Here is a 22,406-nt window from a genome sequence, read left to right as displayed (position 1 = left end):
CCCCGGGATTCTGCTGGCGCAGATGCGCACGCCGCACTCGACGGGGATCCCCGGTATGGACTACGGCCTCGGCGTGTTCATCCAGGACACCGGATACGGCACCCTCATCACACACAACGGCGGCGCCGCGGGGCATGCGGCACTGATGTTCAGTACACCTGACGGCAGCAAAACTCTGACCGCCGCGCTGAACTATGTCGACGATGCCGCCTTGTCCCTGTCGGCAGAGTTCCAGCAGGCGATTCAGCGGCTCGTCACGGAAGTCTTCGGCAGCGAACCCGCCGAATGAGGTGCGCCGGGCGCCACAATTACATGGTAGTGGTTAATTCAGGACAGAAAATGGCCTGAATTCGCGGCACACTCGAACCATGAGTGAAACCGAAGCGACTGCGGGACAGCCGGACCAGGCCGATATCACCGACTACAACGATCCGAATGCGCCGTGGAACCAGTCCTGGGACGAAGAGGGCAGTATCGCCAACTGGAACGATGACGTGATCAAGGAATTCCGGGAGAACTCGGGCAAGGTGGGCGGTGCGTACGCCGGCGGCGACCTCATCCTGCTCACCACCACGGGAGCCAAGAGCGGTAAGCGGCACACCACTCCGCTGGGGCCGCTGTACCGGGGCGACACCATGTACGTGAGCTCGTTCATCGAAGACAAGTACCCGGCCTGGTGGTACAACATCAAGGCGAATCCCCAGGTCACCATCGAACTCCGGGACAAGACCTACCAGGCGACCGGCAAGGTGCTCGAAGGCGCGGACTACGACGAGTTCGCGGCCTGGGTGTTGGCCAACAATCCCCTGCTGGCGGACTTCCAGTCCAAGATCGACCGCCCCATGCCGCTGGTCGTGCTGACCTTCGGCAGCGAGGACTGAGCGCTCCCGGGAGCCTCCGGCCCGAATTCAGGTGTGGTTTCTATCCACAACTAGAATGCGGGCCGGAGTCTATGACTGGCCGGGGCGGCGGCCCGGGGCGGGAGGGGATTGGCGGGATGACAGGTTCTTTGCACGGACCCGGTGATCAGTCGCAGGCAGGAGATGCCGATCCCCCCGAGCGGCGCCGGAGTTATCCGGCAGATGGCAGGACGCGACCGGACAGCAGCATCTCGGCCGCGTCGGATTCCGGCTCCGGCCCGGCCGTTTCCGGGTATCAGCAAGCCGGTCGAGAGCACTGGCCGCAGCAGCCTCTGCCGTCGGGGTATCCGCCGCACCCTGCCGGACGCGGCACATCGTGGCTTGTCGTCATCGGCGCTGTCGGGGCGGTGGTGGTGGTGTTGGTGATCGGTGTGGTGGCCGGTGTGATCCTAGGTGGCCGGAACGGCGAAAGTGTCCCCACTGCGCTGCCGGAACCGGCGATCTACTCGATGCAAGCGGTCACCGATGCGTGCGATCTGGTCGATCCCACGCCGTTGACCAGGTGGGCGTCCACGCCGCGCTCCGACCCTGTCCATGAGCAGACTCAGGCCTCCGGAGATTTCGGAAACCTGCAGTGCAGTGTCTACTACGACAATTCGACCGGCGACGAATTTCCCATGAACACCGCCATGATGAGGGTGCGGGCCGACGTTGTGGACGGTTCGGCCGCGCGAAAGTACGACCATTGCACCCGCACGACCGCCGAACTCGCCGATGACGGTTCGGAGGTGACGTCCGGGACGTTCACCGGAATCGGTACCCGGGGGTACTGGCAGTTCGAAGCCGATAACTTCGGTGGCATCGTCGACGCCGAATACACGGTGTGCGTACTGGACGGCAGTGTCGCGGTGCAGGTGCAGATCGGACTCTCCCGGGAGAAGGATTCCCCGCCGGTGGGTCGCGACGAACTCGATTCGGTCGCCAGGACCCAGGCTCGCAAGGTGCTGGACGGACTGCGGCAGAACTAGAAAAACCAGATCGGTGAAGGAAAGACTACGCGGCCGGCGGCACAGTAGGATCGGCGCGGCATGGAAGGCCGGCGGGGAGAACGCCGAGGAATCGAAGGGCCGTAAGAGATGACAGATCCTCGACACGGACCCGATCGGCCGCTCGCAGGCAACGCCGACCCCACTGCGCCGCAACCACATTTCGCGACGCGCGACGAGACACACCCGGTCACCGGGTACGGCCGACCCGGACCGGGATACCAGCCGCCACCGCAGTTCATCCCCGCACCGACCGGCCGAGGTAAGGCGGGGCTGATCGCTGCCGGTGTCGTCGGGCTGGTGATCGTACTGGCCGCCGGTGTGCTGATCGGTGTCATCATCGCCGGTGGCGGCAGTGACCACCGGCCCGCGGCTGTGGCGCCGTCCTCGAGCGCCGCGGCGAGGCCGTCCAGTACCGCCGCCACTACGCCGCCCCAGGTGGCGCCGGGAATGTATTCGATGAACGGCATCGGCAATGCGTGCGATCTGGTCGATCCCACCCCGTTGCACAAATGGTCGTCCACCCCGGATCAAGCGCCCTATCATCACGAAACTCCGCCGAGCGGTGACGACCCCGGCCGGCTGTCCTGCCAATTCACCTACAAAAGCCAGTCCGGTGACGGCGTGCACTGGAATCAAGCCGCCATCGACCTCCAGGTCGAGTTCACCGCCCCCGGGGCCGCGCCGGCCTATGACGAGTGGAAACAGGAGGACACCACCGGGCCCGGTGGGAATTCCGGCGAGGTCACCGGAATCGGCTCCCGGGGCTACTGGCACACCGCGACCGAGGACACCAGCCACACCATCGGGCTCGACTACATCGTGGGCGTGCAGGACGACAACGTCTCACTGCGGGTGCGGATTCCCATCCTGCGCCAGCTCGGCGAGCCCGTCCCGAACACGGACGAGCTCGGGGTGATCGCCCGAGACCAGGCCCGGCAGACTCTGGACGGACTGAAACAGAAGTAACCGGTCTCTGTCTCCGCCATTGCGGACAGGTGCGGCAGGTGGTCTCGGGCCCGCGTATTTCGTGAAGGCACTGCACCGCCGCCACCTGCTGTTACTGCCGCTGGGAACTTTGCTCATCGGCACGAGATTCGCCGCATTAGAGTGATTTCGTTCCGCCGCGTAGCCCCGAGAGTAGGCGCCGAGGCCTCTTACCGGTTGAAGGTCCCTTCGTGTGCAGGCGCCGACGATATCCGAGGAGCTGAGAGAAGCTGATCGTGTCCGACACATCGTTGACTGGGCAGCGCTCTCGAATTGTCTTCGGCCTCACCGGCGAGGTCTGCGCAGCAGCAATCACGGCGCTTCGGTCGGCGACCATCGATCTGCCGAGCCGGCGCAGGTCAGCTGCTTCGGTCTCGGTGTCGCCCGCCTGAGGTCGTTCCCGGCCACAGTCAACAGAATTCGATGGACAGGTCGGGCAGCGGCGAAGTCGCCACGAGGATGCTGGAGGCAGCCAAACGCCTTGCCGAAACAATGGCCGCCAAAGCTGCCCCGCGAGTCAGTGACGCGCATCGACAGTTCCCGGACGGGATTCGGTACGGCCTGGACCGGACGACCCGCACCCAGGAGCAGATCGCAGCCGACCTCGACAGGCTCGGCGGCCGGCACGGAGACCACGATTCAGGCGCCGCAGGCCCGGTCGGCCGCGGCCGGTCCGAAATATCGGCAGCAGAGGCCCGGAACCTGCACGAACAGGTCCGGGACCTGCCGCCGGATGCCTCGGGAACCGGGAACCGGGTCAACATTGTCGAGACCAGCGCCGGCCCCGCCGTGGTCAGGCGAGGCCTGGACCAGCCGCGGGCGACCATGCTGAAGAAGTGGATGCCGGAGAACGCCGCAATAACCTACGCACGCGAGTGCGGAGTACGAACTCCCCGGATCCTCTACTCCGGGACGGATCCATCGACCGGCCGGCCGTTCACGATCATGCAGTACGTGCCCGGAGAAACACGGGGCTTCAACGATCCCGAGATGATGAACTGGCTGCCCGATCTCCTCGATCAGGTCCAGTTGATGTCCGCCCGCTCCCTGCCACCGGGAATGAACCTCGATATACCCCGGTGGCAGCAGCAGATGATCCAGCACGCCGACGACGCCTACCGCAGCCTGTCCCCGGAACGGCACGCCAGGCTGGCCCAACTCGGAATCGGCCCGCTGTCGGACTATGTCCGGCCCGATCTCGGCCGCTCCGGCGAGCCCACCGTGTTCGCCCACAACGATCTGTATCCATCCAACCTCCGCCTCGACGACCGAGGCGACCTGTGGATTTTCGACTGGGAGACCGCCGGTCCGGGCGACCCGCTGTACAACGCGAACTTCTTCCTCCAGCGCATGGGGGCACACATCGATGACGCAACCCGCGCCGAGGCCACCGATATGTGGCTCGACCGGATGCCGCCGTCGGCCGCTTCGGTCGACAGCGGGCCAGTGCTCGACATGTACCGCACGATGGAGGACTGGCGCGGGATAACGATGACCACAGAGACCGTGCCCCGCTTCATATCCGAAGATCCGAACCGCCTCGACGGCTGGGTCGATTGGTACGACACGCGCTTCTCCCGTAACCCCGAGCCCTGGCCCGATATCCCGAAAGACGAACTCCGCACGATACTCCGCGGATGGGCCGAATAGGCGTGCACGAGCCGGCCCCGGCACGCACGAGCGCCTGAGGGGGCCGGAAGCTCGCGTCCCGGCCCTGCCGCCCCGGCAGCCACGATGGCTACGCTCCGCTCATGACCGTGCTGCGTTCCATCCTGTTGTTCGTCCTGGCTGCCGTCGCGGAAATCGGCGGGGCGTGGCTGGTGTGGCAGGGTGTGCGCGAACACCGCGGCTGGGCCTGGATCGGGGCCGGTGTCATCGCACTCGGCCTCTACGGTTTCGTTGCCACACTCCAGCCCGACGCACACTTCGGCCGCATCCTCGCCGCCTACGGTGGTGTGTTCGTCGCGGGATCACTGCTGTGGGGGATGGCGCTCGACGGTTTCCGCCCCGACCGGTGGGACATCGCCGGAGCCTCTATCTGCCTCATCGGAGTCGCCGTCATCATGTACGCACCCCGGCCCGACTGAACGACGTCACCCGCGGTGTGCGGGTTTCCAGTCCCGCCAACGCGGAATCCACCAGCAGTTGCCGTTGTCCAGGGCAGACGCGACGCGTTCGGCCTCCCGCCACACCGCATCGGCCTCACCGGGTGTGAGGCGACCACAGGCAACCTGTTCCGCGACATCCTCGCGGTCCTTCCACTGCCACAGGCCGTCCCGGACGACGATATCGAGCCCGTGATCGTCGGTATCGAAGAACCCGTCGCCCCGGCGGTAGGGCATTTCGAAATTGATGTACCAGTGATCGAACCGGCCGCGGCGAAAGAACGCCCACACCGAATAGGCGTCGCCGGGGCGATACAGCTGCAGCACACTGCTGCCGGTCCACCGGTCGTTTCCGGACCACGGATGGGGACCGAACGGATGCGGCACAAAGGTGAAGGGAGCGCCGTCGTCGATCCAGACGGCAAGCACCTCGTCGTCCGCGACGACCTGCACCGGCATCGTCATCCACACCTGGCCGTGCAGCACTTCGCGCCGCTGCACCGTGGACCCGACCGCGAATCTGCACACGGCTGCCAGGTTAGCTGTCATTCGCGCCCCGAAGGCCGGCGAACGAATCAGCCCTCCGGTGTTCCGGCGCGCAGTTTCCCGGCGCGTTCGCGTGGATCGTAATCGGGGCCGACGCCCTCGATCAGTAGGAGGTCGCCATCGATGTGATCGGCACGCAGGGACAGTATCTCCTGGTATGCGGGTGAGTGGTACCAGTCCCGGGCCCGGTCCATATCCGGGAACTCGATCAGCACCATGCTTCCCGGCCAGTCGCCTTCCAGGATTTCGGCCGGGGGGCCGTGGATGACGAACCGGCCACCGAACGGGTCCAGCGTGGCCTGGATGCGTTCCAGATATTCGATTATGTCGGGGTGCGGTCTGCGGTTACGCAGATGGGCAAAGCCGTAGGCGGACATGGTGTGACGGTAGGTTCGGGCTGCGCCGGGCGGCAATTACCGCCGAGGTAAAGAGGCGATCGGCCGGTCGGTGCGTATGGCGCCGAGTACGGCCAACGCAGCGGAGGGAGTGGCCGGATCGCATCCAGCGACCGTGAGCCCGTAGCAGTGCACGCCGGCCCCTCAGGGCGTGGTCGAACAGGTTTCGCCTCGGAGGTACTGGCCGGCGGCGTGGAGCGCGGCCAGATAGCCGAAAACGATGGCCGGGCCGATGGTGGCTCCGGGGCCCGCGTAGGTGTGACCCATGACGGGTGCGCTGGTGTTGCCGGCGGCGTAGAGGCCGGGGATGACCGTGCCGTCGTCCCGTTGAACACGGGCGTCGATATCGGTGACCAGACCACCTTTGGTGCCGAGGTCGCCGGGGACGAGTCGCGCGGCGTAGAAGGGACCGGTTTCCAAGGCGCCCAGGTTCGGGTTCGGGCGTTGGCGTGGGTCTCCGTAGTAGCGGTCGTAGGCACTGGTGCCGCGGCCGAAATCCTCGTCGGTACCGGAGCGGGCGAAGGTATTGAACCGGGCGACCGTGGCGGTGAGATGGTCCGCCGGCGCCCCGATTTTGTCCGCGAGTTCGCCGACCGTATCTGCGCGGGAGAGTACGCCGGTGTCGAACCAGCGCCGCGGCAGTGGTTGCCGGGGTGGCAGGCCGGCGAAGAGGTACCGGTTGCGGTAGCGCTGGTCGAAGATCAGCCAGGCCGGGATGTTGGTGCCGGGGCCGTCGCCCTGCCCGTATTCCCCGCCGTACATGCGGTGGGTGGCCTCGACGTAGGGCAGTGATTCGTTCATGAATCGCACACCACGGTCGTTGACGATGAGACTGCCGGGCAGGTTCCGTTCGGCCAGGCAGAACCAGGGCATGCGGGGGAGGGGGATCGAGGGGCCCCACCAGGCGTCGTCCATGAACGCGGTGGCCGCACCGATGGCCTGGCCCGCGCGGATACCGTCGCCCGTGTTGGCCGTCGCGCCGACGGTCCAGTCGGTGCCTATCGGTTCGCGCTGGTACTGCTTGCGCATGGCGTCGTTCTTCTCGAAACCGCCGCAGGCCAGAATCACGCCGCGTCGTGCGGTAATCGCGTGGTCGGCGCCCCCGTGGCGGATCACGACGCCGGTGACCCGTTCGCCGGTCGTCCGGAGTTCCACCAGCGCGGTGTCCAGCAGCAGCGGCACACCGGCATCGCGCATACCGACGCGCAGCATGGCGCTCAAGGCCTGACCACGGGCGAGCAGATGCCGCCCACGTAGCCGGCCTGCGGCCCAGCGTGCCCCGATCCGGGCCGCGCGGAACGGGGCCCGTGGATTGCGCAGCCCGAGATGGATCTGCCGGAAATCGGCCTGGGTCAGCACGAAGTTGCGCGGGGCCTTCGAGTAGTCGGGTTCCATGGTGGCGAGGTCGGCACCGAGTGTGCGGGCGTCGAAGGGTTCCGGTTCGACCGATCGGCCGTGCGACCGTCCGCCCGGGGCTTCGGGGTAGTAGTCGCTGTATCCGGGCACCCAGCGCATTGCCAGCGGTGCGTGCCGGGTGAGGAACTCGAATGCCTCGGCACCGCGGTCGATATAGGTGTCGATCATCTCCGGTGCGACCCCGTCGCCGATGATGGCGGTGAGGTAGGCGCGGGCGGCGTCGATATCGTCGGCGGGCGCCTCGCGACGGAGTACCGGATTGCCGGGAATCCAGACGCCGCCGCCGGAGCGGGCGGTGGAACCACCCCATCGGCTCGCTTTCTCCACCACCATCGCGGACAGGCCGTGCCGGGCCGCGGTGATCGCCGCGGTCATACCCGCCGCTCCCGACCCGACGATCACGACGTCGGCCGAATCCGGAATCACGGTGTCCTGCTTCATGGGAGCCTTCTCTGCTTCGAATCGTGGACGATGGGCGTCAGCGTCGTTTCCGCCACCGGTCGTCGAGGACCGCGGCGACCGCCGCCTCGACGCAGACCGGTAGGGATGCCGAGTGATTTCGGGTGCTGCGCAACCACTGCAGGTACCCGAACTCGGCGGCCGCGAGCATGAGGTGCACCAGCAGGCCGGGGCTGCTGTCGGTCGCCGGATCGGTGCCCATGCGCCGGGCTGCCAACTCCACCAGCCGCTTTCGATGGTCTGCCGGGACCAGGGCGACCCGGTCGAGCAGGTGTGGTGCGGTGGCGAACGCTGCCCGCCACTGTTCGACTTCGTCTGTTTCGAGGGCGCTGGAACGGGCGAGGATGGATTGTGCGAGTGCGATATCGGCGGGCTCGTCCTCCGGCCGGCCTTCGAGCAGGGCCGCGATTCCCGCGCCGCCTTCCCGTACCGGGTCGAGGAGGAGGTCCTCTTTGCTGCGCACATGCCGGAAGTACGTGCTGGGGGATACCCCTGCGGCCGCGGCGATCTGTTCGGTGGTCACCGCATCGAATCCGGAACGCGCGAACAACGTGTATGCCGCGCTCTGGATCTCCGCACGGACCTGCCGCCGTTGCCGCTCCCGCAAGGACACCGCATACCTCCTGTTGATCAGTCCACCGATGGAACTGTCTGACGGAAGTCTCTACCTAGGTGACAGTAACTGTCAAGAAGGAAGATTCTTTCTGCGGTGTGCGCGACGCCGGAGCCACCACGCCGCTGCGCCGATTCCCAGGCACAGGACCAGCACGAAGATGTTCGACACCTGCCCGCCGAGTTCGGCCACCCCCGTCTCGATCCGGTACTGGTCGGCGATGGAGAGGATGCCGCCGGCTTCCGGGTCGCGGGCCACGAACAGCAGGAGCACGCCGAGGGCGGTGGACAACAGGCCGGAGATGATCGCGTGCCAGCTGTTCGTCCAGCGGCCGACGGTGAGTTCCCGTGGAGTCAGCGCGGCGCGGAGTCCGGTCGACCATCGTTTCCACACGAGGGCGAGTATCAGTAGTGGTAGAGCCATTCCGGCCGCGTAGACCGCGAGCAGGATGGCCCCGTAGGCGGGGCTCGCGCCGACCGCGGCGATCATCAGGACGGACCCGAGAATGGGGCCGGTGCAGACGCCCGCGACCCCGTATGCCGTGCCGAGAACGTAGACGGTCCAGGCGCGGCCGGCGTCGCCGCCCGGCCGGGACGTGCGAGACAAACCAGGAATCGGGATCCCCGCCAGCTGGATGACACCGAACAGGATCACCACGCAGGCGACGAGGGTGAGCAGCAGGCTGCGGTTCTCGTTGAGGAACGCCCCGACGGTGCCGGCGAAAACGCCCAGCGGTACGAGGGTGGTGACCAGTCCGAGGTAGAAGACCCCGGTGCGCGCGACGAGCGTGGCGGGGTCGGAGAACGCGTAGGCGAAGAACGCGGGCAGCAGCATGACCGAACACGGCGACAGGAGGCTGAGTATGCCGCCGAGGAAGGCGCCGGCGTAGCCGATATCCATCAGTCCACTTCCTCGAGTTGTGCGTCGATGACCTGCCGGAAAGCGTCGACGGGCTGCGCGCCTTGGAGTATCCGGTCGCCTACGACGAAGGTGGGTGTCCCCGATACCCCGAGATTCCGGGACTCGCCGGCCTCCTGGTCCACGGCCGCCGCCAGTGCGGGATCGTCCAATGCGGCGGTGAACGCCGCGGTATCGAGACCCTCGACCTTGTCTGCGATGCCGATCAGGGTTTCGCGCTGGTAGTCCTTGGATCCGGAATAGGTGTGCGCGAACATCTCTCGGGAGAATTCCCAGAACAGGTCCTGTTCCGCCGCTGCTCGTCCGGCGATCGCCGTTTCGACGGAGTGGTCGGTGAGGATGGGGGTATCGCGCCATTCGATTCGAACGTGACCGGCCTCGACGTACTCCTCGAGGAGCGCCGGGAGGGTGTTGACCGCGAAGGCGCTGCAGTAGGGGCACGTGAAATCGGCGTATTCGATGACGACGACCGGGGCGTCGACGGCGCCGATGGCGAACGGGTCGTTGTCGTCGCGGCGCGCCAGGTCCAGCAGGGCGCTGTTTCCTTCGGTGGCCGGTGACGCGGCCGGGGATCGATCGTTGCCGGTGCTCATGCTGATCGCGGCGCCGATGGACAGCAGTGCGACGGCTATCGCGCCGAGCGCAATGGCCTTCCATGGAAGCGAGCGAGTGGGAGTGTCCTGCGAGGAAATCGTCGTGCTCCTTACTGGTCGGGAGGGCGCTGCCGCCCGGCGCGCTACCCCGGCATCTGGTTGTCGGGTGGTGGGCACCTCGACTATCTCGGATAGTCGACTATGCAAGATAGTCGACTATCCGGCATAGTAAAACTGTGAGTCGGATCGAACAGTGGGTGAGTCGCCGGAAAACGTCGCTGGGTCTCGCGGCGCAGGCATTGTCTGCGTGGAGTCCCCGGCAGCTGGGCCTGGCCGCGACGGCGGCCGTGGTGGTCGGTGTGGTGGTCGGTCTCGTCACCGTTCTGATCCCGAACCCGGTCTTCGGGCGGGAGATACCGCCCGAGCCGTGGAACTACCCGGTGTGGATCGTCACGTCCGCTCTCACCGGGATCTTGTTCGCCACCTATGTGCGCCCGGGCGCCGCAGCGACTCCCCGGTCCGGCGAACCGGCGGAAGCCGGCGACGGTTCGGACCGGCGCAGTGCCCGGCTCGGCGGATTCGCCGCGGTGCTGGCCTGGTTCGCGGTCGGCTGCCCGGTCTGCAACAAGATCGCGCTACTCGCCCTCGGCTACACCGGGGCCCTCACCTGGTTCGCACCCGCCCAGCCGGTTCTGGCCGCGACCGCGCTCGTGCTGTCCGCGGTCGCCGTCGTGCGGCGACTCCAGGGCCAGGTCGTATGCCCGGTGCCTGCAGTACGGTAGGGAGGTCATGGTGTCCGGGAAGAAGCGCGATCAGCAGTCCGAGCCGGTGCGGCTGGGGGCCCTCGAACAACAGGTGATGGACGTGCTGTGGGATCACGGAGCCGCCACGATCCGGCAGGTGATCACCCGGCTCGGCGGCGACCTCGCCTACACCACCATCGCCACCGTGCTCACCAACCTCGAACGCAAACAACTCGTCACCCCCGAACGGGAAGGCCGGTCCGTGCGTTACGCGCCGCGCCACACCAGGGAAAAGCACGCCGCCCAGCTCATGAAACAGGCGCTGTCCACCAGCAACGACCCGATGGCGTCGATCCTGCATTTCATCGACGATATCGATCAGCGTGACCTGCAGCTGCTCCGCGACTACCTCGACAAGAGCGGCCGCAGCGGATGAGCGTACTGGTCGTCCCGGCCGTTCTGGCGCTCGTACTGGCCGCGTCCTCGGTGGGCGGGCCCGCGCTTGTCCGTGCCGCCGCACCGGCGCTGACGCGGGTACCCCGGGCAGCCGTGCTCCTCCTCACCGGCAGTCTGCTGCTGTGGGCCCTCGCTGTGGCGTCACTGAGCCTGATGGCGGCGTGGATGGTCACCGGTCCGAGCGTGCTTCCCGCGCCGTTCGCCGAAGCGTGCCGGCAGTGCCTGGATGCCGCCAGCCCGTTTGCCCCGACCACCGTGGATACGGCGATTCCGGTCGTGATGCTTCTGCTGCTACCGGCGTTCGCGCTGGCCGCCCTGCTGGGGCTGGGGATACCTCGCTGGCTGCGCCGCCACCGCGCCACCCGGTCGGCCGCGCAGGCGCTCGCGGACCGGGCCCGCACGGCGCGCATCGGCGGGCATCGCGTCCTGGTGATCGACGATCCACGACCGGTGGCGTTCTCCCTGCCGCGCCGGTACGGCGGGATCGTCGTCTCCGACGGACTGTATGCCTCGCTGGAGTCCGATGAGCTCGCGGCGGTCCTCGAGCACGAAAGCGCACACCTGCGCCAGCACCACCATATGATCCTGACGCTGCTCGGTGCGCTCACCTGGCCGTTGCGCTGGGTGCCGTTGGTATCGGCCATCGCCGACGCGATCCCGCATTATCTCGAGATCGCGGCGGACAACGCGGCCCGCGATCACGCGGGCACGCCGGCCTTGGCGAGCGCCCTGCTCAAACTCGGTACGCCCGGAAGCCACCTCACCGCCGCTCCGGGTACACCGCTTGCGGGTCTACTGCTCCATGCCGCGGGACCCGACCGGATCGGCCATCTGGTATCGCCTACCCGAGCCCGTTCGGCGGTGTTCCCGGCGTCGACGCTGGGCATACAGCTTCTTGTTTTCGCCGTGGTGGTGGTGGCCGTCCATGGGCCCTATCTGTATGTCCTGCTGTCCGGGTGTGCCACGGGGTTCTGAGAATGGCAGGTATGACCGGCACCGCCCACGCCGACGGTCTGACCGTCGGTCAGGCCGCGACACGGCTGGGTGTGACGGTCCGCGCGCTGCACCACTGGGATGAGATCGGCCTGGCGCGGCCCTCGTTGCGTACGGCCGCCGGGTACCGGCTGTACACGGCGCACGACCTCGAACGCCTGCACCGCATCGTCGTCTACCGCGAACTCGGTCTCGGCTTGGACCGGATCCAGGGCATCATGGACGACCCGGACGCCGATGTGGCCGAAGAGTTGCGTGCCCAGCGCGCCCAGATCGCAGAACGTATCGACCGCCTCCAGCGGCTCGGCGCCGGCCTCGACCGGATGATCGAAGCCCACGAACGCGGCCCACTCCTCACCGCCGACCAGCAGGCCGAGGTCTTCGGGCCCCGATGGAACCCGGACTGGCCGGCCCGCGCCCGGGAACGCTACGGCCATACCGCGCAATGGCAGCAGTACGCCGAACGCTCGGCGGCCCGGAATCCCGAACAATGGCAGGCCGTCGCCGACAGCATCACCGCCCTCGACCGCGCGCTCGCCGACGCGATGGACGCCGGTATCGCCCCGGGTAGTCCGGAAGCGAATCAGCTCGTCGAGCGGCACCGCGAAGTGTTCAGTTCCGCGTACTTTCCCCTCAGCAGGCAGAGGCAGGTCTGCCTGGGCCGCCTGTACGAAGACGATCCGGGTTTCGCCGCCCACTACAACGGGATTCGCGCCGGCCTCGCCACCTGGTTCCGCCGCATCGTCGACGCCGCCGCCCGCACCCACGGCATCGACCCCGATTCCGCAACCTGGCAGTAGCCCGGAAACCCACAGCGCATCTGGAGATTCTCGTCCGCTCCGGGGGTTTCGATGGAATGCTCACGTAGTCGAGGGGACAACCAGAGGGTTGACAGCCGATTACCGGCCGAGCAGGGAGGCGCATGGTGCAGGTTCGTAATCCGTTCGCGGTCGACGGGAGGTTCCCCGATATCGTCGTCACCGCGGTGGCGGCCTCGACCTCTCTCGCCGGAGATATCGACGCGACCTGGACCGGCCTACTGGAGGGTGCGTCCGGCATCGGACGCCTGGAGGAAAGCTGGGTCCGGGAGCACGACCTCCCCGTGCAGATCGGCGGGCCGTTGAAGGTCCGCCCGGAAACACAACTGACCCGGGTGGAGTTGCGGCGTCTGGCCTATGTGGAACGCCTGGCCACAGTGCTCGGGCGGGAAATCTGGCGCAATGCGGGTAGCCCGGAGGTCGACCGGGAGCGGCTCGCGGTGGCGATCGGCACCGGTCAAGGCGGTGGCGATGCCGTCGTGGAATCGCATGACACGCTCGAAAGCGGCGGGTACCGGCGGGTTTCGCCACTGGCGGTCCAGATGATGATGCCCAACGGCCCGGCCGCTGTGGTCGGCCTCGAACTCCAGGCCCGCGCCGGTGTGGTGACCCCGGTATCGGCGTGCTCGTCCGGTTCCGAAGCGATCGCACGGGCCTGGCAGATGATCGTGATGGGCGACGCCGATATGGTGGTCGCCGGCGGTGTCGAAGGCTATATCGATCCCGTGCCGATCGCGGCGTTCACGATGATGCGGGCGATGAGTACCCGCAACGACGACCCGGAACGGGCCTCCCGTCCCTTCGACGCAGACCGCGACGGTTTCGTCTTCGGTGAAGCCGGCGCCCTGCTGATCCTCGAAACCGAGGAACACGCCCGAGCCCGCGGCGCCACCGTCCTCGCCCGGTTGCTCGGTGCCGGAATCACCTCCGACGGTTTCCATCTCGTCGCACCCGACCCCCAGGGCGCCGGCGCGGCGCGTGCGATCACCCGTGCGATACAGACCGCGGGCCTGACCGAACAAGACATCACCCATGTCAACGCGCACGCCACCGCGACCCCGATCGGCGATACCGCCGAAGCGTCCGCGATCAATCAGGCCATCGGCAGCCATCCCGCGGTGTACGCACCGAAATCGGCGCTGGGCCATTCGATCGGAGCCGCCGGCGCACTGGAATCGGTACTGACGGTTCTCACCCTCCGCGACGAGGTCATCCCACCGACCCTGAACCTGGACCACCAGGACCCCGCGATCGACCTCGATATCGTCACCGGCGCCCCCCGCCGCGGTCGAATCGACTACGCGATCAACAATTCGTTCGGGTTCGGTGGGCACAACGTCGCACTCGCCTTCGGCCGGGCATAAAAGTCCTGTATGGCCTTTCCGATGTCTTTCTCGACATATCAGCTCATTTCGTAGTCCAACCGCGCTGCCGGCGCAGGATCCGGACCCGGCCGCCGCGGACGCGGAATGCCTTCGGCCTGGGGAAGGCAAGGCTCGAGCAGCGGTGGCCGACTGCACCGGACCGGCGCGGCGCTCGGAGCCGCGGCGTGCGGTGACTCGGCGGGGCCGGGCCACCTCGGTCCATCGCTGGATGTGCGGTGCGGAAGACTGAGGTGGTGGCGCAGGGGACTGTCGACGACTTCGAGCGGCAACGCGGGCGGTTGTTCGGGTTGGCGTATCGGATGCTCGGGTCTGCCGCGGACGCGGAAGATATCGTGCAGGACACCTTCCTGCGCTGGCAGCGCATCGAGCCGGGCGCGGTCGCGAAGCCGGATGCGTGGCTCGTGAAGGTGGCGACGAATCTCTGCCTGAACCTGCTGGGGTCGGCCCGGTATCGGCGGGAGACCTATATCGGTCCCTGGCTGCCGGAGCCGGTGCTGACCGGTGACGGTGTACTCGATCCGCTGGAGACCGCCGAGCAGCGCGACACCGTGTCGCTGGGGTTTCTGCTGCTCGCCGAGCGGCTCACCCCGGCCGAGCGTGCGGTATTCGTGCTTCGCGAAGCGTTCGGGTACAGCCACAGTGAGGTGGCTGCGGTGCTCGAGCTGTCGGACTCGAACTGCCGGCAATTGCATCATCGGGCGCGCAACCGGCTCGCCGGCACCGGGCAACGCCCCGGCGCCGGCGATATGCGTGGACATCGGGAGCTGGTCGAGCGCTTCCTCGACGCCGCGCAGGGCGGTGACCTGGCCGCCTTGGAGCTGATGCTGGCCGAGGATGCGATATCCGTCGCGGACGGTAACGGCGCCCCGGGAGTGGCGCGGCGCCCGGTTCGCGGTGCGGAGAAGGTCGCGCGATACCTGGCATCGATCACCGTCCGCTTCGGTGCCGGTCTGACCGTGTCCATTCATGAGGTGAACGGTGCACCGGCCGGTATTGCCCGGTTCTCCGCGACACTGATCGGGGTATTCGTTCCGGAGATCGCCGACGGCCGCCTCACCGATATCCGGATCATCGTCAACCCGGACAAGCTCCGGTTCGCCGCCCGGCAATTGGACGGGCTGTCACATTCCGAAGGGCTGTCCGGTTCCTAGTGGTGTATGTCGAGAAGAAAATCTCGCCGACCACGGAGGAGTTATGGCGGAATCGAAGACAGTGCTGGTCACTGGGGGTACCGGACGGTTGGGTCGCGCGCTGGTACCACGGCTGCTCGATGCCGGGCACCGGGTGCGGGTGCTCACCCGGGAGACCCGGGAACCGGCAGCGCAGGAGTGGGTGACCGGTGATCTGCGCACGCGCGGCGGACCGGCCGATGCGGTCGCCGGTGTCGACACGATCGTGCATTTGGCGACGACCAACGGGAAAGGCGACGTGGCCGCCACTGGCAATCTGATCGAGGCCGCGCGGGCAGCCGGCGTCCCGCACCTGGTGTATGTCTCCATCGTCGGGATCGAAAATGTCGAGTTCGGCTACTACCGGGCCAAGCTCGCATGCGAACACCTGGTCGAAGAGTCGGGCCTGCCGTGGACGATTCTGCGCACGACACAGTTCCACGACCTGGTCACGGCGATCTGCGATGCGCAGCGCTTATCGCCGGTCACGATCGTGCCGGCCGGGATGAGTGTGCAGCCGATCGACGTGGCCGAGGTGGCGGACCGGCTCGTTACGCTCGTCGCCGGTCCGGCCGTCCATCGGGCACCGGATCTGGGCGGACCGCAGGTACGTGACCTGGCCGAACTGGCCCGCACCTACTACCGGGCGATCGGGCGTCGACGCCTGGTATGTCCGGTCCGATTGCCGGGCAAGGTATTCCGCGACTACCGTGCAGGCAACCATCTCACCCCGGACCGCGCGGTCGGGCGCATCACGTTCGACGAATTCCTCGGCGGTCGCCCGGCTCGTACAGGAGACCGGTGATGTGGACCGGGATCCGCGCAGGCATCGGGTTCCTCGCCGCCGTTCAGATCGTCGTCGGCATCTGGGCGTTGTTCTTTCCCGCCCGGTTCTTCGCACTGGCCGTGGTCGGGATGGGTATGGCCTACAACGAGCATCTGATGCGTGATTACGGCGCCATGACGCTGGCCAGCGCGGTGGTCCTCGGCGCGGCGACGGTCCACGGTGGCCGGTGGGCGGTTCGAACTGCCCTGGTGATGTATCTGACCTGGTCGGTTCCGCACTTTCTGGTGCACTGGACCATGCTCGACCACCTCGCCCCGGCGACGGGTGCGTTACTGATGGTCGCGCTTGCCGGCGCTATCGCATTACCGGCCGCGTTGCTGCTGCTCAGTACCCGAAAGTACCGCACCGGATAGCCGCCGCACGGGACTCTGAGTGCTCCTGTGTTCTCGGTCAACCAGGACCGTTCGAAAGCGGGCGCCGGGTCCAGGGTGTGGGCCAACGAGTGAAGTGTTGGCCCACAACATGTTTTGGGAGCAGCTGTGTCCATATGCGCGCGCTCGGGGTGGGCGGTCGGCTGCCCACCTGCGATCATGTCGAGGTGACCGGTCCAACCTCTGTGCAGCAGATCCGCGTAGCAACGTTCAACGTCCTCACGCCTCTGCTCGCCGACTGGCCGGCCCGGCGGCGAGCTGTCGCGGCTCGGATCGAAGAAGCGCGCCCGGACATCATTGCTCTCCAGGAAGTGGACGCCGGCCCCGATCGCGACGAGGCGTTGCATGATCTCCTCGGTCCCGGATGGCATGCCGCCTGGCATTCACACACCACTCCAGATGGCATCGGATTGGTCCTGGCCAGCCGTTGGCCGTTCGGCGAGATCCGTGAACACGGGTTGGGCGTAACCGACCGGGCCGCAGCTGTCCCGTGGTCGGCGGTGGTGCTCGCCGAAGTCCTCGCCCCCGCACCGCTGGGCCCGGTGACCATCGCCCACCACAAGCCGGTCTTTCCCTTCGACTATGAACATGAGCGCGAACTCCAAGCGGTCGAGGCGGCCCGATTCATCCGAAGTGAGATTCCTTCCCCAGATGAGCACGTCATCTTGCTGGGAGATTTCGATGCGGCCCCGGACTCCGCCGGCATCCGTTTCCTGACCGGCCGCCAGTCGTTGTCAGGTATGAGCGTCTGCTATCACGATGTCTGGGAGGCGATTCATCCCGGCGATCCGGGACACACCTTCACGCCACAAAACCCCCTCGTGGCCGCGGGCGACATGTTCTCGGCGCCAGGGCGGCGGATCGACTACGTGATGGTCCGTGGCGAAAGTTTCGGCCCGACCCTCCAAGCCCGGTCCGCCGAACGCTTCGGTGTTGCGGGCGTGGACGGCGTCCAAGCGAGTGACCACTACGGCGTCGTCGCCGAACTCGAGGTCCCGCCGCGTCTCCCCGGCACGTGGTGTTAATCCTCAGGCCTGCGCGCGACCACGTTTATGCGACGAACTTGCCGTCTATGAGTACGGGGACCGTAGTGGTGGTGTCCATTTCCGTGGCTACCGCGACATCGTTGCCGAAGCCCATATCGGCAAGTTGACGGGCTGAAGCGCATTCGGAGATCAGTCCCGGCACGTCCGTGATTCCCTCGTGCAGTTTTCTGGCGGCCACTGCTTCCGCCGAGAGCGGCCCCGCTCCTGTCTGGGCGAGAACGGAAACAACCGCGCCGGCGCCGATCCAGTCTTCGATGGCCGGCCGGACTGTGTCCTGGCCGGGCCAGTGCTCCCCGGCGGGAATAATCGCGATCGGCTGATCGGCGGTTCCCCATCCTTGCCGGGTCAGCCACGCGGCGACGGCGGTGGAATTACGCAGGCACGCAGCGACAACCGGCACCCCGGAGACAGCCGCCGCGATAGCCGATCCGTTCGGTGACGGCAAGACCAATCGGTGCGGTGCGGGTGCGCTCCTCAGTGCGGTAGGCGACAGCGACCAGGGTCGCTGCGGGGATATCGCACGTCGCCCAACGGCCAAAGCAGCATCGTGTCGTGCCGCGAATTCCTCCGCGCCATCGTCCCGCCACGGGTAGGGAAGCACCGCCGTTCCGGCGTCGACAGCTACCGATACCGTGGTGGTGAAGGACAACACATCCACTATCACCAGCGCCGCGCTGTGCGGGCCCAAGGCTCGGGCGCCGGCCTGGCCCCACTCGACCCGGATTCCGGAGCCGGACTGCACAGCCCAATCCGCGGTATTCACCATATGGCCGGCGAGATCGGAGTGAGAATCGCTGCCGGTTGCCTCATTCGGCTGTACCGGGTGGCACTGTGAGGCAGAAGGGGTGACCCGAGGGATCGGTCAGCACCCGCCAGCGATCCGGTGCAGGCTGATATCCGGCCTTGGCCGCGCCACACTTGATCGCTGCTCGTTCCGCGGTATCGAGATCGTCGACGAAGAGATCGAGATGCATTTGCTTGGGCACCTCGTCGCCGGGCCAGTCCGGCGGTCGGTGATTTTCCACGAGTTCGATCGTCAGCATCACCCCTTCGTCCCGGAGAACGACCAGCTCGTCGGATTCGTACCGGACTTCGAAATCCAGCAGCGCTCGATAGAACTGCCCTAACTGGTGCGGATCCCGGCTATCGAGTGACACTGCACCAAATCTGGCTATCGCGGTCATAGCTCCCCCTGCTCATCGCCCCAGCCATGTGCTCGAATACGTCACGGATCGCGATCGCGACTTGGATCGATTGTAGCCAGACTTTCAGATCGACCGGTTGACCGTTGATGGCGTCACGTGGTTCGAACGCGGACGACACAGCAGCGCCGGAGCCGGCGTGGGTACGCCGAATTCCGGGCGTGCATGGATTGCGTAACAGATGAGTACGCCCCGTTTGCAGGGGCATATCCGTCGGTAGCGTTTCGGGCGGCGCGTTTCGTTCTCACGACCTGCCACAGGTCGGCGATCGCACAGAGGGAGGTCTCTCGCTTATGGCCATGTGCCGGACTCGCGACAATGTGGATCTCTTCTACAAGGACTGGGGTAGCGGCCGCCCCGTCGTGTTCATCCACGGCTGGCCGCTCAATGCGGATGCCTGGGAAGATCAGATGAAATTCGTCGCCGACCACGGATACCGTGGTATCGCACACGACCGCCGCGGCCACGGCCGCTCGGGTCAACCCTGGGAAGGTTACGACTTCGATACCTTCGCCGATGACCTGAACGACCTGCTCACCGCCCTCGATCTCCGCGACGTCACGCTGGTGTCGCACAGTATGGGTGGCGGTGAACTCGCCCGCTATATCGGCCGCCACGGCACCGGCCGGGTGAAATCGGCGGTCCTGCTGTCGGCGATCCCACCGCTCATGATCAAGACCGAGAAGAACCCCGAGGGTGTGCCGGAGAAAGTGTTCGACGACATCAAATCCGGCATCATGACCGAGCGTTCGCAATTCTGGAAGGACACCTCCGAAGGGTTCTTCAGCGCGAACCGCCCCGGAACCAAGGCGACCCAGGGTAACCGCGACGCATTCTGGTTCATGGCGATGCAGGAGAACATCGAGGCCGGGGTCAAATGCGTCGACGCCTTCGCCTTCACCGATTTCACCGAGGACCTGAAGAAATTCGATATCCCCACCCTCGTCGTGCACGGCGACGATGACCAGGTGGTCCCCATCGACGCCACCGGTCGCAAATCCGCCGAGCAGATCGCCGACGCCACCCTGAGGGTCTACGAGGGCGGCTCCCACGGCATAGCCATGGTCCCCGGCGATAAGGACCGCTTCAACGCGGACCTGCTGGAGTTCCTCGGCCGCTGAGTGCCCGCCGGCCTGACCCTGCTGGGTAGCCAGTGCGTCCGACCGCATTCCCGGCGAACCGAAGAAGACGTTCGGCTCCAGGTCGTACTCGACCACCGGCGACACCGGAAACGGAATACCGGCTTCCGATCCCGCCGACGCCAACCACTCCGGCCAACCCTCGGCATCGACCGCGAACGACAGGTGCTCGCTCCAGCGATATCGATGAGATCGTCGCGCTGCGGCATGCGAGTAGAAGCCCACACGTTGGTCCCCACTCGGGGTGGCGGACCGGCCGACTCCTGGTGGAATTCGCCCTCACTCGGCAGCAGGTGGTCGGTTACCGCACGTCGGACCGGGAGCTTCCGCTGCGAGCGGTTCAGCCCTATGGGGTGTGTGTTGCGAAGGCTGCCCAGCCGTCGGTGGCACTCGGGAAGGAGGGGGACCACCGGGTGGCCTCCCGGAATTTCGCGTTGCTGACGCGCAACGACCGGGTCAAGGAGGTGGTGCGGGCGCCCAGGAGTGCCGCGAGGCGGCCGGGTGCGCGGAGGTAGTGGGTGCGGCCGGCGGCATGAGCGATCGCGTCGGCGTACTGGTACTTGGTGATCGGGTGGTCGTCGACCACGTTGTACACACCGGCCGGGACTTCGAGGGCAGCCGCGACGGCCTCGCCCGCGTCGGCGAGCTGGATGGAGGATACGAAGCTGTCACCTCGCCCGAACATCGGGGCGATACCGCGGCGGGCCATGGTCAGGAATTCTCTGCTGTGCACGGATTCGGGACCGTAGAACAGCCCGAACCGCAGGACGACGCCGGTTCCGCCCGCATCCATGAACCGCTGCGTATTCGCTTCCGCGGCATGGTTGGTGCGCGCCAGCGGAAAGTCGTCGGTGGGCCACTGCTCGTCGATCCACTGGTCCGCTCGGTCGCGGTAGATCATGCAGACCGACTCCTGGATCAGCCGATCGACACCCGCCGCGCCGGCGGCGGCCACCACTGCCGCCGACCCTTCCGTTCGTACCCGCGCGTTCTCCGCCCACGCGCGGTTGTCGAGGAACTTCGACGAGGGCGGGAGTGCGGTAGCGAGATTGGCGACGGCGTCGTAGCCGGCAAATGCTTCGGCCAACCGGCCACGGTCGAAAAGCGAGACGGTGACCGGCTCGGCGCCCTGTTCACGCAGTGCTGCCGCTTTCTCGGCATTGCGGGCCAGGCCGGTGACCGTATGACCGGCTCGAATCAAGGCTGGAACGGCGTGGTGACCGAGCGCCCCGGTGGCGCCGGTGACGAAAACCTTCATCGCTCGGTCGCTCCTCTCGACTCAGCCGGGCGTCTCGTACGCGAAGATACTTGCCGGTCGATGGTGCTTACGGTCGGTTACTCGGCGAAGACGTCCGCGATATCGGTAGCGGCGATGGCCCTGTCGAACCACCGATTCAACCGCTCGAGGTCGGTGCAGGTCTGGATGCGCTGTTTATCGTGGGCCGAAAAAGGAACTCCGCGGGTCTCCAGTAGGCGCAGGATCTTCTCGCCCACATCTTGGAGACGTCCTTTATGGAGACCTTCGAGGTGCCCTTCCGCGAGACCTTCGAGTCGGCCTTCCTCACGGCCTTCGGCGCGGCCCTGGGTTCGGCCTTCGGCGCGCAGGCGCTGGGAAGTCCGTGATCGGTAGAACGACAGATCCACGCTCATCAGTTGTCTCCATGTCTTCGCGGCTCCGGTCACGCCGAGGCCGAGTTCGGTGAGTTCGGCGAAGACGTGGAAGTCGTCTTCGTCTTCGAGCTCGTGCAGGGCATCGGCGAGTGTTTTCAGTATCGCATCAATACTGCGGTCCTTGGCGTGGGTGATCGCCGACAGCACAGCCAAGGGGATGTCGGCGGCCGCAACCGCGGGATCGGTGACAGCCGGGACATTGTGCGGGCCGAGGACGAGTGGGCGGACGGTGATACTGGTCCATTGCGGCAGGCCGATGGTGATCGGTTGGGTGGCCCAGTCTGCGGTTGCGGTGTCGCGGCAGACTATGAGCAGCACGACCGGCAACCGGTATTTCTCGTGCAGATGCGCGAGGTAGTAGGCCCAGGCGCTCGGCTTGTCGAGGTCCTTCTTGTTCTGGGCTTCGACCAGCAGTAGGAATGGGCCCTCGCGCACGGTGGTGATCCGCAGGAGTGTATCGACACGGCGTTCGATGGGACGGATCTCGGTGAGGTCGTTCGTGAGGATTGCGACCTCGGCGGGGTCGTCGAAGGGGAGCCCGAGGGCCCGGAAAGCTCGGGCGAATACGCCTGGACTGTCTTGGATGAGGCGGTGCATCGCCTCGTGTGCGGAGCCGACCATGCGGGCA

Annotated in this window: 25 protein-coding genes and 1 pseudogene; 16 read left to right on the top strand and 10 right to left on the bottom strand. The window is 66.7% G+C overall.

Annotation, left to right across the window (positions count from 1 at the left end):
* The 6 genes and pseudogenes from QH196_RS09370 to QH196_RS09345 form a co-directional block, all read left to right on the top strand.
* Positions 1 to 289 (top strand): annotated as a pseudogene (locus QH196_RS09370) (alkaline D-peptidase); the annotation flags it as partial.
* A gap of 79 nt (positions 290 to 368) precedes the next feature.
* Complete coding sequence (locus QH196_RS09365; protein WP_280415369.1) at positions 369 to 881, top strand: nitroreductase/quinone reductase family protein; 513 nt, start codon at positions 369 to 371, stop codon at positions 879 to 881.
* A 386-nt stretch (positions 882 to 1,267) separates the two neighbouring features.
* Entirely contained in the window at positions 1,268 to 1,888 is a 621-nt protein-coding gene (locus QH196_RS09360; protein ID WP_280415368.1) for a hypothetical protein, read from the top strand.
* Positions 1,889 to 1,996: 108 nt separating this feature from the next.
* Positions 1,997 to 2,875 carry a hypothetical protein gene (locus QH196_RS09355; RefSeq protein WP_280415367.1) on the top strand — a complete coding sequence of 293 codons (879 nt, stop codon included), beginning with the start codon at positions 1,997 to 1,999 and terminating at the stop codon, positions 2,873 to 2,875.
* Between the two features lie 441 nt (positions 2,876 to 3,316).
* Positions 3,317 to 4,543, top strand: a complete 1,227-nt coding sequence (locus QH196_RS09350) for an aminoglycoside phosphotransferase family protein (protein ID WP_280415366.1) — start codon at positions 3,317 to 3,319, stop codon at positions 4,541 to 4,543.
* A gap of 101 nt (positions 4,544 to 4,644) precedes the next feature.
* A complete protein-coding gene (locus QH196_RS09345; RefSeq protein ID WP_280415365.1) occupies positions 4,645 to 4,980 on the top strand; it encodes a YnfA family protein in 336 nt (111 codons plus the stop codon).
* Positions 4,981 to 4,986: 6 nt separating this feature from the next.
* On the opposite strand, the gene QH196_RS09340 is transcribed toward QH196_RS09345, so the two are convergent.
* The 6 genes from QH196_RS09340 to QH196_RS09315 form a co-directional block, all read right to left on the bottom strand.
* Positions 4,987 to 5,526, bottom strand: coding sequence for a DUF402 domain-containing protein (locus tag QH196_RS09340; RefSeq protein ID WP_280415364.1), 540 nt, complete (start codon positions 5,524 to 5,526; stop codon positions 4,987 to 4,989).
* Positions 5,527 to 5,573: 47 nt separating this feature from the next.
* Positions 5,574 to 5,921 carry a DUF1330 domain-containing protein gene (locus QH196_RS09335; protein ID WP_280415363.1) on the bottom strand — a complete coding sequence of 116 codons (348 nt, stop codon included), beginning with the start codon at positions 5,919 to 5,921 and terminating at the stop codon, positions 5,574 to 5,576.
* A 162-nt stretch (positions 5,922 to 6,083) separates the two neighbouring features.
* A complete protein-coding gene (gene kstD, locus QH196_RS09330; RefSeq protein ID WP_280415362.1) occupies positions 6,084 to 7,796 on the bottom strand; it encodes a 3-oxosteroid 1-dehydrogenase in 1,713 nt (570 codons plus the stop codon).
* 37 nt (positions 7,797 to 7,833) lie between these two features.
* A complete protein-coding gene (locus QH196_RS09325; protein ID WP_280415361.1) occupies positions 7,834 to 8,427 on the bottom strand; it encodes a TetR/AcrR family transcriptional regulator in 594 nt (197 codons plus the stop codon).
* 72 nt (positions 8,428 to 8,499) lie between these two features.
* Positions 8,500 to 9,327, bottom strand: a complete 828-nt coding sequence (locus tag QH196_RS09320) for a cytochrome c biogenesis CcdA family protein (RefSeq protein ID WP_280415360.1) — start codon at positions 9,325 to 9,327, stop codon at positions 8,500 to 8,502.
* Positions 9,327 to 10,115 carry a DsbA family protein gene (locus tag QH196_RS09315; protein WP_280415359.1) on the bottom strand — a complete coding sequence of 263 codons (789 nt, stop codon included), beginning with the start codon at positions 10,113 to 10,115 and terminating at the stop codon, positions 9,327 to 9,329. Before QH196_RS09315 ends, QH196_RS09320 begins: the two co-directional genes overlap by 1 nt.
* Before the next feature lie 59 nt (positions 10,116 to 10,174).
* On the opposite strand from QH196_RS09315, the gene QH196_RS09310 reads away from it, so the two are divergent.
* The 9 genes from QH196_RS09310 to QH196_RS09270 all read left to right on the top strand — a co-directional run bounded on the left by QH196_RS09310 (position 10,175) and on the right by QH196_RS09270 (position 17,745).
* Positions 10,175 to 10,720: a hypothetical protein gene (locus QH196_RS09310; RefSeq protein WP_280415358.1), complete on the top strand. Its 546-nt coding sequence runs from the start codon at positions 10,175 to 10,177 to the stop codon at positions 10,718 to 10,720.
* Positions 10,721 to 10,730: 10 nt separating this feature from the next.
* Positions 10,731 to 11,117, top strand: a complete 387-nt coding sequence (locus QH196_RS09305) for a BlaI/MecI/CopY family transcriptional regulator (protein ID WP_280415357.1) — start codon at positions 10,731 to 10,733, stop codon at positions 11,115 to 11,117.
* Positions 11,114 to 12,112 (top strand): M56 family metallopeptidase, encoded by a 999-nt coding sequence (locus tag QH196_RS09300; RefSeq protein ID WP_280415356.1) that lies wholly within the window; start codon positions 11,114 to 11,116, stop codon positions 12,110 to 12,112. Before QH196_RS09305 ends, QH196_RS09300 begins: the two co-directional genes overlap by 4 nt.
* An 11-nt stretch (positions 12,113 to 12,123) precedes the next feature.
* On the top strand, positions 12,124 to 12,930 hold the full coding sequence (locus QH196_RS09295; protein WP_280415355.1) for a MerR family transcriptional regulator: 807 nt from the start codon (positions 12,124 to 12,126) through the stop codon (positions 12,928 to 12,930).
* A 122-nt stretch (positions 12,931 to 13,052) separates the two neighbouring features.
* Complete coding sequence (locus QH196_RS09290) at positions 13,053 to 14,312, top strand: KasA/KasB family beta-ketoacyl-ACP synthase (protein WP_280415354.1); 1,260 nt, start codon at positions 13,053 to 13,055, stop codon at positions 14,310 to 14,312.
* Positions 14,313 to 14,548: 236 nt separating this feature from the next.
* On the top strand, positions 14,549 to 15,484 hold the full coding sequence (gene sigJ / locus QH196_RS09285) for an RNA polymerase sigma factor SigJ (RefSeq protein ID WP_280415353.1): 936 nt from the start codon (positions 14,549 to 14,551) through the stop codon (positions 15,482 to 15,484).
* A gap of 43 nt (positions 15,485 to 15,527) precedes the next feature.
* Positions 15,528 to 16,307: an SDR family oxidoreductase gene (locus QH196_RS09280; protein WP_280415352.1), complete on the top strand. Its 780-nt coding sequence runs from the start codon at positions 15,528 to 15,530 to the stop codon at positions 16,305 to 16,307.
* Positions 16,307 to 16,702, top strand: coding sequence for a hypothetical protein (locus tag QH196_RS09275; protein ID WP_280415351.1), 396 nt, complete (start codon positions 16,307 to 16,309; stop codon positions 16,700 to 16,702). The genes QH196_RS09280 and QH196_RS09275 overlap by 1 nt, the downstream gene beginning before the upstream one ends.
* A 134-nt stretch (positions 16,703 to 16,836) precedes the next feature.
* Positions 16,837 to 17,745 (top strand): endonuclease/exonuclease/phosphatase family protein, encoded by a 909-nt coding sequence (locus tag QH196_RS09270; RefSeq protein ID WP_280415350.1) that lies wholly within the window; start codon positions 16,837 to 16,839, stop codon positions 17,743 to 17,745.
* Between the two features lie 25 nt (positions 17,746 to 17,770).
* Here QH196_RS09270 and QH196_RS09265 read toward each other — a convergent pair whose 3' ends face one another.
* Positions 17,771 to 18,532 (bottom strand): 2-phosphosulfolactate phosphatase, encoded by a 762-nt coding sequence (locus QH196_RS09265; RefSeq protein ID WP_280415349.1) that lies wholly within the window; start codon positions 18,530 to 18,532, stop codon positions 17,771 to 17,773.
* Between the two features lie 40 nt (positions 18,533 to 18,572).
* Positions 18,573 to 18,923 (bottom strand): VOC family protein, encoded by a 351-nt coding sequence (locus tag QH196_RS09260; protein WP_280415348.1) that lies wholly within the window; start codon positions 18,921 to 18,923, stop codon positions 18,573 to 18,575.
* 338 nt (positions 18,924 to 19,261) lie between these two features.
* Here QH196_RS09260 and QH196_RS09255 point away from each other — a divergent pair, with 338 nt between their 5' ends.
* Positions 19,262 to 20,089, top strand: a complete 828-nt coding sequence (locus QH196_RS09255; RefSeq protein ID WP_280415347.1) for an alpha/beta fold hydrolase — start codon at positions 19,262 to 19,264, stop codon at positions 20,087 to 20,089.
* 364 nt (positions 20,090 to 20,453) lie between these two features.
* Here the strand turns inward: QH196_RS09255 and QH196_RS09250 are convergent, their stop codons facing one another.
* Both QH196_RS09250 and QH196_RS09245 read right to left on the bottom strand, forming a co-directional pair.
* Positions 20,454 to 21,365, bottom strand: coding sequence for an NAD-dependent epimerase/dehydratase family protein (locus QH196_RS09250; RefSeq protein ID WP_280415346.1), 912 nt, complete (start codon positions 21,363 to 21,365; stop codon positions 20,454 to 20,456).
* A gap of 77 nt (positions 21,366 to 21,442) precedes the next feature.
* Positions 21,443 to 22,399: a hypothetical protein gene (locus tag QH196_RS09245; RefSeq protein ID WP_280415345.1), complete on the bottom strand. Its 957-nt coding sequence runs from the start codon at positions 22,397 to 22,399 to the stop codon at positions 21,443 to 21,445.
* Between the last annotated feature and the right edge of the window lie 7 nt (positions 22,400 to 22,406).

It is taken from the genome of Nocardia carnea (genome assembly GCF_029868325.1).
In the GTDB taxonomy this organism is placed as follows: Bacteria; Actinomycetota; Actinomycetes; order Mycobacteriales; family Mycobacteriaceae; genus Nocardia; species Nocardia carnea_C.
This window is presented reverse-complemented; position numbering and strand designations above follow the sequence as displayed.

Coding starts and splice junctions, on each gene's coding strand:
- QH196_RS09365 (WP_280415369.1), top strand. CDS start 369: ATGAGTGAAACCGAAGCGACTGCGGGACAGCCGGACCAGGCCGATATC.
- QH196_RS09355 (WP_280415367.1), top strand. CDS start 1,997: ATGACAGATCCTCGACACGGACCCGATCGGCCGCTCGCAGGCAACGCC.
- QH196_RS09350 (WP_280415366.1), top strand. CDS start 3,317: ATGGACAGGTCGGGCAGCGGCGAAGTCGCCACGAGGATGCTGGAGGCA.
- QH196_RS09345 (WP_280415365.1), top strand. CDS start 4,645: ATGACCGTGCTGCGTTCCATCCTGTTGTTCGTCCTGGCTGCCGTCGCG.
- QH196_RS09335 (WP_280415363.1), bottom strand. CDS start 5,921: ATGTCCGCCTACGGCTTTGCCCATCTGCGTAACCGCAGACCGCACCCC.
- kstD (WP_280415362.1), bottom strand. CDS start 7,796: ATGAAGCAGGACACCGTGATTCCGGATTCGGCCGACGTCGTGATCGTC.
- QH196_RS09320 (WP_280415360.1), bottom strand. CDS start 9,327: ATGGATATCGGCTACGCCGGCGCCTTCCTCGGCGGCATACTCAGCCTC.
- QH196_RS09300 (WP_280415356.1), top strand. CDS start 11,114: ATGAGCGTACTGGTCGTCCCGGCCGTTCTGGCGCTCGTACTGGCCGCG.
- QH196_RS09295 (WP_280415355.1), top strand. CDS start 12,124: ATGACCGGCACCGCCCACGCCGACGGTCTGACCGTCGGTCAGGCCGCG.
- QH196_RS09290 (WP_280415354.1), top strand. CDS start 13,053: ATGGTGCAGGTTCGTAATCCGTTCGCGGTCGACGGGAGGTTCCCCGAT.
- QH196_RS09280 (WP_280415352.1), top strand. CDS start 15,528: ATGGCGGAATCGAAGACAGTGCTGGTCACTGGGGGTACCGGACGGTTG.
- QH196_RS09275 (WP_280415351.1), top strand. CDS start 16,307: ATGTGGACCGGGATCCGCGCAGGCATCGGGTTCCTCGCCGCCGTTCAG.
- QH196_RS09270 (WP_280415350.1), top strand. CDS start 16,837: ATGCGCGCGCTCGGGGTGGGCGGTCGGCTGCCCACCTGCGATCATGTC.
- QH196_RS09265 (WP_280415349.1), bottom strand. CDS start 18,532: ATGGTGAATACCGCGGATTGGGCTGTGCAGTCCGGCTCCGGAATCCGG.
- QH196_RS09255 (WP_280415347.1), top strand. CDS start 19,262: ATGGCCATGTGCCGGACTCGCGACAATGTGGATCTCTTCTACAAGGAC.
- QH196_RS09250 (WP_280415346.1), bottom strand. CDS start 21,365: ATGAAGGTTTTCGTCACCGGCGCCACCGGGGCGCTCGGTCACCACGCC.
- QH196_RS09245 (WP_280415345.1), bottom strand. CDS start 22,399: ATGGTCGGCTCCGCACACGAGGCGATGCACCGCCTCATCCAAGACAGT.